An 8,672-nucleotide genomic window follows, 5' to 3' on the forward strand; every position below is an offset into this window, starting at 1 on the left:
GGTGTAAGTCGTTTGCGGCGGGTGCGGATGGGACGGGGTTTGCTGAGGGTGCGGGGTTGGTGTTGGTGGAGCTGCTTTCGCAGGCCCGGCGTAATGGGCATGAGGTGTTAGCGGTGATCCGGGGCAGTGCGGTCAATCAGGACGGGGCTTCTAACGGGTTGTCGGCGCCGAATGGGCCAGCTCAGGAGCGTGTCATCCGCGCTGCGCTGGCCAGCGCGGGACTGGCACCCGCTGAGATCGATGTGGTGGAGGCCCATGGCACGGGCACGGTGTTGGGTGATCCGATTGAGGCCCACGCCATTGTGGCCACTTATGGGCAAGACCGTCCGGCGGATCGGCCGGTGTGGTTGGGGTCGGTCAAGTCCAACATCGGGCACACGCAGGCTGCGGCGGGGGTGGCTGGGGTGATCAAGATGATTCAAGCCCTGCGTCATGAGGTGTTACCGGCGACGTTGCATGTCGATGCGCCCTCTGCGCATGTGGATTGGTCGGCTGGTGCGGTGTCGTTATTGACCACACCGCAGCCCTGGCCGCCCAACGGGCGGGTACGCCGGGCCGCGGTGTCCTCGTTCGGGATTTCGGGCACTAACGCGCACCTAATCATCGAACAGGCCCCCCCACCTGCCGACGCCACCCCGCCCGGCGGCGACGGTAGTGCAGGTGCGCTGGCCCTGGCGGGGTTGGCGTTGGCGTGGCCGGTGTCAGCTAACACCGAGGCGGCGCTAAAAGCCCAAGCGGCCCGGTTGGGCTCGTGTGTGGCCGAGCGTCCCGGGTTGGGGGCCGCTGATGTGGGGTTTTCGTTGGCCACGGGCCGGGCCGGGTTGGAGCATCGAGCGGTGGTGGTCGGTGTCGACCGGGGTCAGCTGCTGGCCGGGTTAGCCGCACTGGCAGCCGGGCAGCCGGCGCCGGGGGTGGTGAGTGGGCGTGTGGTGGAGGGTAAGACCGCGTTTGTGTTTTCCGGGCAGGGGGCGCAGCGGGCGGCGATGGGGGCTGGGTTGTATCGGTGTTATGGGGTTTTTGCTGAGGCGATTGATGGGGTGTGTGCCCAGTTGGATCCGTTGTTGGGTCGGTCGTTGAAGGAGTTGTTGTTCGCGCCGGTGGGGTCGGTGGAGGCGGGGTTGCTTGATGATTCGACGTTTACCCAGCCTGCGTTGTTTGCGGTGGAGGTGGCGTTGTATCGGCTTGTTGAGTCGTGGGGGGTGAAGGCGGATTTCTTGATTGGGCATTCGGTGGGTGAGTTGGTGGCGGCGTATTTGGCGGGGGTGTTCTCGTTGGCGGATGCGTGTGCGGTGGTGGCGGCGCGGGGGCGGTTGATGGGGGCGTTGCCTGCGGGTGGGGCGATGGTGGCGGTGGCGGCCAGCGAACAGGAGGTGGTGTCGTCGTTGGCCGGGTATGACGGGCGTCTGTGTGTGGCGGGGGTGAATGCTCCGGGGTCGGTGGTGGTTTCTGGTGATGGCGAGGCGATCGAGGGGTGGGTGGGGGTGTGGGCGCAGCGGGGTCGTAAGACGACTCGGTTGAGGGTCAGTCATGCGTTTCATTCGGCGCGTATGGAGCCGATGCTTGAGGAGTTCGGCGCGGTCTTTGAGGGGGTGTCGTTTGGGCAGGCCCGGCTTGCGGTGGTGTCTAACCTGACGGGCCGGGTTGCCACTTCTGAGGAGTTGGGTTCTGGGCGGTATTGGGTGCGTCATGCTCGCGAGGCGGTGCGGTTCAGCGACGGGGTGGGGTTTTTGGCCGGTGTGGGGGTGACCCGGTTTCTTGAGCTGGGCCCGACTGGGCCGCTCAGTGCCATGGTGGCGCAGTGTCTGGCCGCCCACGGTGAGGACAAACCGGCGTTGTGTGTTGCGGTGTTGCGTGCTGATCAGCCCGAACCCGAGGCGGTGATGGGGTTTTTGGCCCAAGCGCAGGTGGCTGGGGTGGGGGTGGACTGGGCGGCGGTGATGGCCCCGTGGCACCCGCAGCGGGTGGAGTTGCCGACGTATGCGTTTCAGCGGCAGCGGTACTGGCTGTCAGGTGGTCCGGTAGGGGATGTGGCCTCGGTGGGCCTGGATGGGGCCGGGCATGCGTTGTTAGGTGCAGTGGTAGCGGCGCCGGATTCTGGTGGGGTGGTGTTGACGGGCCTCTTATCGGTGACGGCACAGCCGTGGCTAGCCGATCACGAGGTGGGCGGGGTGGTGCTGTTTCCCGGGACCGGGTTTGTGGAGTTGGTGATCCGGGCCGGCGACGAGGTGGGCTGCGCGGTCATCGAGGAATTGGTCTTGGGTGCACCCCTGGTGGTGCCCGATCAGGGTCAGGTGCGGGTTCAGGTTGTGGTGGGTGGGGTCGGTGAGTCCGGTGGGCGCCCGGTGTCGGTGTATTCGCGTGGCGGCGAAGCTGATTCGGGGTGGGCGTGCCACGCTGAGGGCATGCTCGGGGCGGGTCAGGTGGGCCCCTCGGCCGATCTGTCGGTGTGGCCGCCGGTGGACGCGCACAGCGTTGATATCTCGGATGCTTACGCGCGGTTAGCCGAGCGCGGCTATGAGTACGGGCCCGCGTTTCGCGGACTGAGGTCGATGTGGCGACGCGGCCAGGAAGTGTTCGCCGAAGTTGGTGTGCCTGAGGACGCCGGGGTTGACCTGGCCGGGTTTGAGTTGCATCCAGCGTTATTCGACGCGGCACTTCACGCGATGCCACTGGCCGCCGACACCACCCAAACACAACTGCCGTTCTCTTGGCACGTGGTGTCGTTACACGCCAAGGGCGCTTCGTGGGTACGGGCCCGCATCGCCCCCGCCGATGCCGACGCTGATGGCGGATTCTCGGTGGAGCTGGCCGACACCATGGGTAAGCCAGTGTTATCGGTCGGTTCGCTAACCACCCGCCCGGTATCAGCTGAACAGTTGCACGCCACGGTAATCGCAGCGGCCGGCGGGGCCGATCAGGGCTTGTTGGAGGTGGTGTGGTCACCCATAACGCCTACGGCCGCACTCGTGGATCAGGCGGTTGGGCATCCGGTGGTGGTGTCATGGGCTCAGTTTTGCGCCGAGGCTGACGGTAAGGCGGATGGTGACGTGGTGGTGTGGGAGTGCGGGGCTCCCGGTGAGGATGTCGCGGGCTCGGTGCACGCGGCGACCCATGCCGCGCTTGAACGGTTGCAATCGTGGCTTGCGCGGGATCGGGCAGGAGTGTTGGTGGTGTTGACCCGTGGCGCGGTCGGGTTGGCCGGGGAAGCGGTCACCGATTTGGCGGGGGCGGCGGTATGGGGATTGGTGCGCTCGGCGCAGACCGAACAACCGGGGCGGATCGTGCTGGTGGACACCGCCACCGATCCCGGCTCTGGGGTGGAAGTGGGTGTGCTGGTTGGTCTCGGGGAACCCCAGCTGCTTGTGCGCAGCGGCGGGGTGTATGTGGCTCGGTTGGCCCCAGTGCCGCCGGTGCTGCGGCTACCGGCGGGAGAGTCGACGTGGCGGTTGGCCGTTGGTGGTAAAGACACGTTTGAGGATGTGGTGGTGCAACCGTGCCCGCAGGTGCACGCGCCGTTGGGTGCCGGGCAGGTGCGTGTCGTGGTGCGCGCGGCGGGAATCACTTCTCGGGACGTGCTGGCGGTATCGGGGATGCACCGAGGCCAGGCGCCGGTGCTGGGTGATGAGGGCGCTGGGGTGATCGTCGACGTCGGTGAGGATGTGACCGGGGTCGCGGTGGGGGATGCGGTGCTGGGGTTGATGGAGGGGGTGGGTCCGCTGGCGGTGGTGGATCAGCGGCTGGTTTTCAAGGTGCCGTCGGGATGGTCATTTGTCCAGGCAGCGGGTGTGCCGGTGGCGTTTTTGACGGCTTGGTACGGGTTGGTGGATCTAGCCGACCTCAGTGCTGGGGAGTCGGTGTTGGTGCATGCCGCGACCGGGGGAGTGGGGATGGCGGCGGTGCAGCTGGCCCGATTGCGGGGGGCCGAGATTTTCGTCACCGCCAGCCGCGATCAATGGGACGCGTTGCGCGCCATGGGTTTTGACCAGGATCATATCGCCGATTCGCACACGCTGGGGTTTGAGCAGAAATTCTTGGCGGTCACCGGAGGCCGTGGAGTAGATGTGGTGCTCAACGCGTTGGCCGGTGAGTTCCTCGATGGTTCGCTGCGGCTTTTGGCCGATGGTGGGCGACTTATAGAGCTGGGCACGACCGATATCCGCGATCCGCAGACCGTCGCCAAAACACATCCCGGTGTGTGGTATCGGGCGTTCGATTTGGCTGAGGCCGGACCGGAGCGTATCGCGGCGATACTGATCGAATTGGGGCGCCTCTTTGAGGCCCGAACGTTACATCCGTTGCCTGCGAAGGCCTGGGATGTGCGTGGCGCCGCGGCGGCTTATCGGTATGCGAGCCAGGCCTGCCATGTCGGCAAGGTGGTGTTGACGATGCCGCGCGTCTTGGCCGATACGTTGGCGGCGGGCACCGTGTTGGTCACGGGCGGTACCGGGATGGCCGGTGCGGTCTTCGCCCGCCACATGGTGGCGGCCTATGGGGTGCGGCATCTGCTGTTGGTAAGCCGACGTGGAATGGCCGCCGAGGGTGCCGATGAGCTGGTGGCAGAGCTGACCCGGGCGGGGGCGCAGGTAGAGGTGATCGCCTGTGATGTTGCTGATCGCGTGGCGGTAGCGGGGCTATTGGACGGGTTGGCGGAGCGGTGTCCGCCGTTGACGGGAGTGATTCATGCCGCAGGGACCCTTGATGACGCGCCGATTGGCTCGTTAACGCCAGATCGGGTGGATGCGGTATTACGGGCCAAGGTGAACGCGGCGTGGAACCTGCACGAGCTGACCCGGGACATGGGGTTGTCGATGTTTGCGCTGTGCTCCTCGATCGCGGGTGTGGTGGGCGCGGCGGGCCAGGGTAACTATGCGGCCGCGAATGCGTTCTTGGATGGGTTGGCCACTCATCGGCATGCGCTGGGTTTGCCGGGGGTGTCGTTGGCGTGGGGCTTGTGGGAGCAGTCCAGCGCGATGACTAGGCATTTGACCGATCGCGATAGGGCGCGGATGAGTCGTGGCGGAGTGGCGGCGATGACCGCTCAGCAAGCGGTCGAGATGTTCGATACCGCTTTAATGCTGGATCACCCCGCCGTTGTGGCCGCCCGCTTAGACCAGGCGGCGCTGGCTAACCGGGCTCAAAATGCTGAACTGGTGCCATTATTCGACGGGCTGATACGGCGCCCACTGCGGCGGCAGGTCAAGGGTGCAGGCTCCGGGGCAGGGCTGGTGGGAGTCCGACTGGCCGAGTTAGACGACACCGAACAACTCAGGGTGGTAAGAGAGTTGATCCTCCAGTGCACCGCAGATGTACTCGGGTATGAGCGCGACGATCGAGCTAACTTGACTTTCGAGAATTCCGGCTTGGACTCATTGAATTCCATGGAGATCAGAAATCTGCTCAATTCGGCCACAGGTTTGAAATTGTCGCCAACGGTTGTTTTTGATTACAAAACCCCTGAGCTGTTGGCGCACCACATTGTGGATAAGCTCATTGAACATAGGGAAAATATTGCGACCACCGTTCCGCGATCGAGCGAATCCAGCACCGAGGAGTCGCGGTCGGTCTTGATTCAGGGTTCGCTTGAAGCACTATTCAAAAATGCGGTTGACGCAGGAAAAATGAGCGAAGGAATGCACTTGCTGCGCGCAGCATCGCGGCTGCGGCCGGTGTTCGGGCCGGAGTGCGACACGAGCATTTTGCCGACGGCGGCCAGGCTTACCGACGGACCCGGATTGCCTCACCTGGTATTCATATGTACCTCAGTATTTACCAGTGGCGTGTATGTTTATGCACGCATCGCTTCCGCATTTGAAAGCGTAAGACCGGTATCGGCTGTCCCGCTTTGTGGATTCTCGGCGAGCGAACCTCTGCCCAACTCGCCCGAGGCCGCAGTCGAGTCGCTCGCCCGCGTGGTCGTGGAGCTCGTCGGCGATGAGCCCTTTGTTCTCGCTGGCTATTCATCGGGTGGTAATTTCGCCTACGCTTTGGGTGATTACTTTGAACACAAGACGAATGTGCGTGTGGCGGGAGTTGCGTTACTGGACACCTATTCGATTGAAGATAGCGAACTATTATTGTCAACGAGTAGTGATCTTTTTTACGCGATGTACGAGAGAACGCGTGAATGGGGGTTGTATAACGCCACCAGGCTAACCGCGATGGCGGGGTGGTCTGAAGTCATACCAAAGCTATACAAAGGGCCTCTTGAAGCAGATGTACTATTTGTGCAATGCACCAGGCCTTATCTCAAGGTGCGTTCCGAGTCTGGAAGTCTAGAGTATGCGATAGCCACGCCTTGGACACCATTGCAGACGGTACGCACGGTACCTGAGCATCATGAATCCGTAGTATTTGAAGGTGCGGAGTTAGTAGCGCATATTCTAGAAGAATGGATTGCGAGCCTCGAAATTTCACGGTAGCCCGAGTTCTCAGAGGCCCTGAACGGTCGCAATTCACGGCGCGTTTCTGCAGCGTTTGTCGCAGTGTGATGACCTCGGCCGGGGCGGCGGGACCGCCTGGCTGATCGGCGCGCTGAGTGCGCTCGTCAGCCCGCGGTAGACGCTGATCATGTGTGTCCACAGGTGCCGAGTTGAACACGGCGTTGGCAGGTATCCGGCGTCGCGTCGGCAAGCCCAAGCCACGGACGGTTCGAAGAATGGATACCGGCGTTGCGCCGCACGTATGGCAGATACAGTAGGACAATGCGCCAGGCGGATCGGCCGCCGCGTGAGCCGAAGATAGCCAGCACTCACGCCACGGGCGGTTCGCGCCTGGACGGCGACGCCAGTCCCGTCGACGATCCCACCACGCCCACCACGCTCGATTCCAGACTCGTGATGACCACCGTGACGTGCCTGATGCTCGCGGTGATGGTCAGCCTGGACACGACGGTCGTCAATGTGGCCCAGCGGACGTTCGTCGACGAATTCTCCTCCACCCAGGCCATCGTCGCATGGACATCTTCCGGCTACACACTGTCGTTGGCCGCGGTGATTCCAATCACCGGCTGGGCAGCCAACCGGCTGGGCGCCAAACGGCTCGCGATGGCGTCGGTGCTGCTGTTCACCTTCGGATCATTACTGTGTGCACTGGCATCGAACATCACCCAGCTGGTCGCCTTTCGGGCGGTGCAGGGGCTTGGCGGCGGAATAGTCATACCGCTGCAGCTCATCATCCTGGCTCGTGCGGCTGGTCCGGCACGGCTAGCCCGCGTGATGACGATCAGCAATATCACCGTCTTGATGCCGCCGATTTTCGGACCCATTCTGGGTGGCTGGTTGATCAGCTCATTTGGCTGGCAGTGGATCTTCTTGATCAACATCCCCGTGGGGGCGCTCGTCTTGGCACTGGCGGTATCCGTTCTCCCGAGCGATGATTCATCGTCCGCGGAGTCACTGGACGTCCTCGGCATTATCGTGCTGTCCCCGGGGCTCGTGCTGCTTCTTTATGGGCTGTCGCTGTTGCCGGAGCGCGGCACGGTTCGCGATCCACACATCTGGGTACCGATGACCATTGGGGTGATGCTGATCGCGGCTTTCGTATTACATGTCCTGCGTCGGGCCGATCATGCGTTGATCGATCTGCGTCTTCTGAAGAATCGACCGGTCGCTGCGGCCAACGGCACCAGGTTCGTGTTCGCCGTCGCTTTCTTCGGAAGCAGCCTGCTGTTTCCGGCCTATTTTCAGCAGGTCCTCGGAAAGACGCCGTTCCAGTCCGGACTGCTTCTCATACCGCAATCCCTGGCGGCGGCCGTCGCTATACCGATCGTCGGGCGGCTGACCGAAACGCGAGGGCCGCGCGGCGTGGTGTTGGCCGGGACGGCCGCGACCGTCGTGGGCATGGGCATATTTGTCTACGGCATGAGCCGAGAACACGTACACCTGACGATGCTGCTGGCCGGGCTCGCGACATTCGGCGCCGGCTCCGCCTGCATGATGGTTCCGGTTTCCTGGTCGGCGGTATACACGCTCAATTCCAGCGAGGTAGCGCACGGCTCAACGTTATTCAACGTCACCCACACCGTCGCCGCGTCTGTCGGTGCTGCGTTGATGTCGGTGATGCTCACCAGCAGGTTCAACGAGAGTGCCACCATCGCCGCAGCCAGACAAGCGGATTCGATCCGGGCCGAGGCGGCCCGCCGGCTTGTGCCGCTCGACCCGGCCGAGCTGCCTTCCCAGGTTCGGCTCCCCGACTTCACCGAACACCTCAGCCAGGACTTGTCACTGGCCTATGCCGGGGTGTTCTTGATCGGCATGATCGTGGCCGCGGCAACCGCGGTACCCGCATCGTTTCTGCCCAAGCGGCCCGCCACCCGGGTGGAGCTGGTGCAGGTTGAGCCGTAGCAGCGAAACCGCACGCGAACTCACGGAAATCCTCGAGTCAGACTCACTCACCAACCTTTCCGGGACTTTGGCATCGAACTTCCTGTCTGCTGGAAGGGCCGGTCACTACGCTTACCAGCAGATCGAAAGAAATCCTGGTCGCACAAGACAATGTATCTGCATCAAGCCCGTGGTGCTGCAAGGAGTTGGCTAATGGACGACCGCGCTGACGCCGAACGTGAATCTTTCGCCAAGTCGGCGGGGGTTATGGGTGGTGATTTTGTTGCGATTGTGGGGATGGCGTGTCGTTTTCCGGGTGTGGGGGATTTGTCGGGGTTGTGGGGTTTGTTG

General features: G+C 63.4%; 1 protein-coding gene and 2 pseudogenes. All 3 read left to right on the plus strand.

Annotated features, from left to right (window positions below; all coding sequences use genetic code 11):
* Positions 1 to 5,489 (plus strand): annotated as a pseudogene (locus tag BST12_RS27825) (type I polyketide synthase); the annotation flags it as partial.
* A 297-nt stretch (positions 5,490 to 5,786) separates the two neighbouring features.
* Positions 5,787 to 6,419, plus strand: a pseudogene (locus BST12_RS35030) (thioesterase domain-containing protein); the annotation flags it as partial.
* A 282-nt stretch (positions 6,420 to 6,701) separates the two neighbouring features.
* Positions 6,702 to 8,342 carry a DHA2 family efflux MFS transporter permease subunit gene (locus BST12_RS27830; RefSeq protein ID WP_083116415.1) on the plus strand — a complete coding sequence of 547 codons (1,641 nt, stop codon included), beginning with the start codon at positions 6,702 to 6,704 and terminating at the stop codon, positions 8,340 to 8,342.
* Positions 8,343 to 8,672: the final 330 nt, after the last annotated feature.

The sequence above is a fragment of the Mycobacterium angelicum genome, from assembly GCF_002086155.1.
GTDB classification, from domain to species: Bacteria; Actinomycetota; Actinomycetes; order Mycobacteriales; family Mycobacteriaceae; genus Mycobacterium; species Mycobacterium angelicum.

Bases quoted from the DNA above. Each gene is read 5' to 3' on its own strand.
- BST12_RS27830 (WP_083116415.1), top strand. From the start codon at position 6,702: ATGCGCCAGGCGGATCGGCCGCCGCGTGAGCCGAAGATAGCCAGCACT.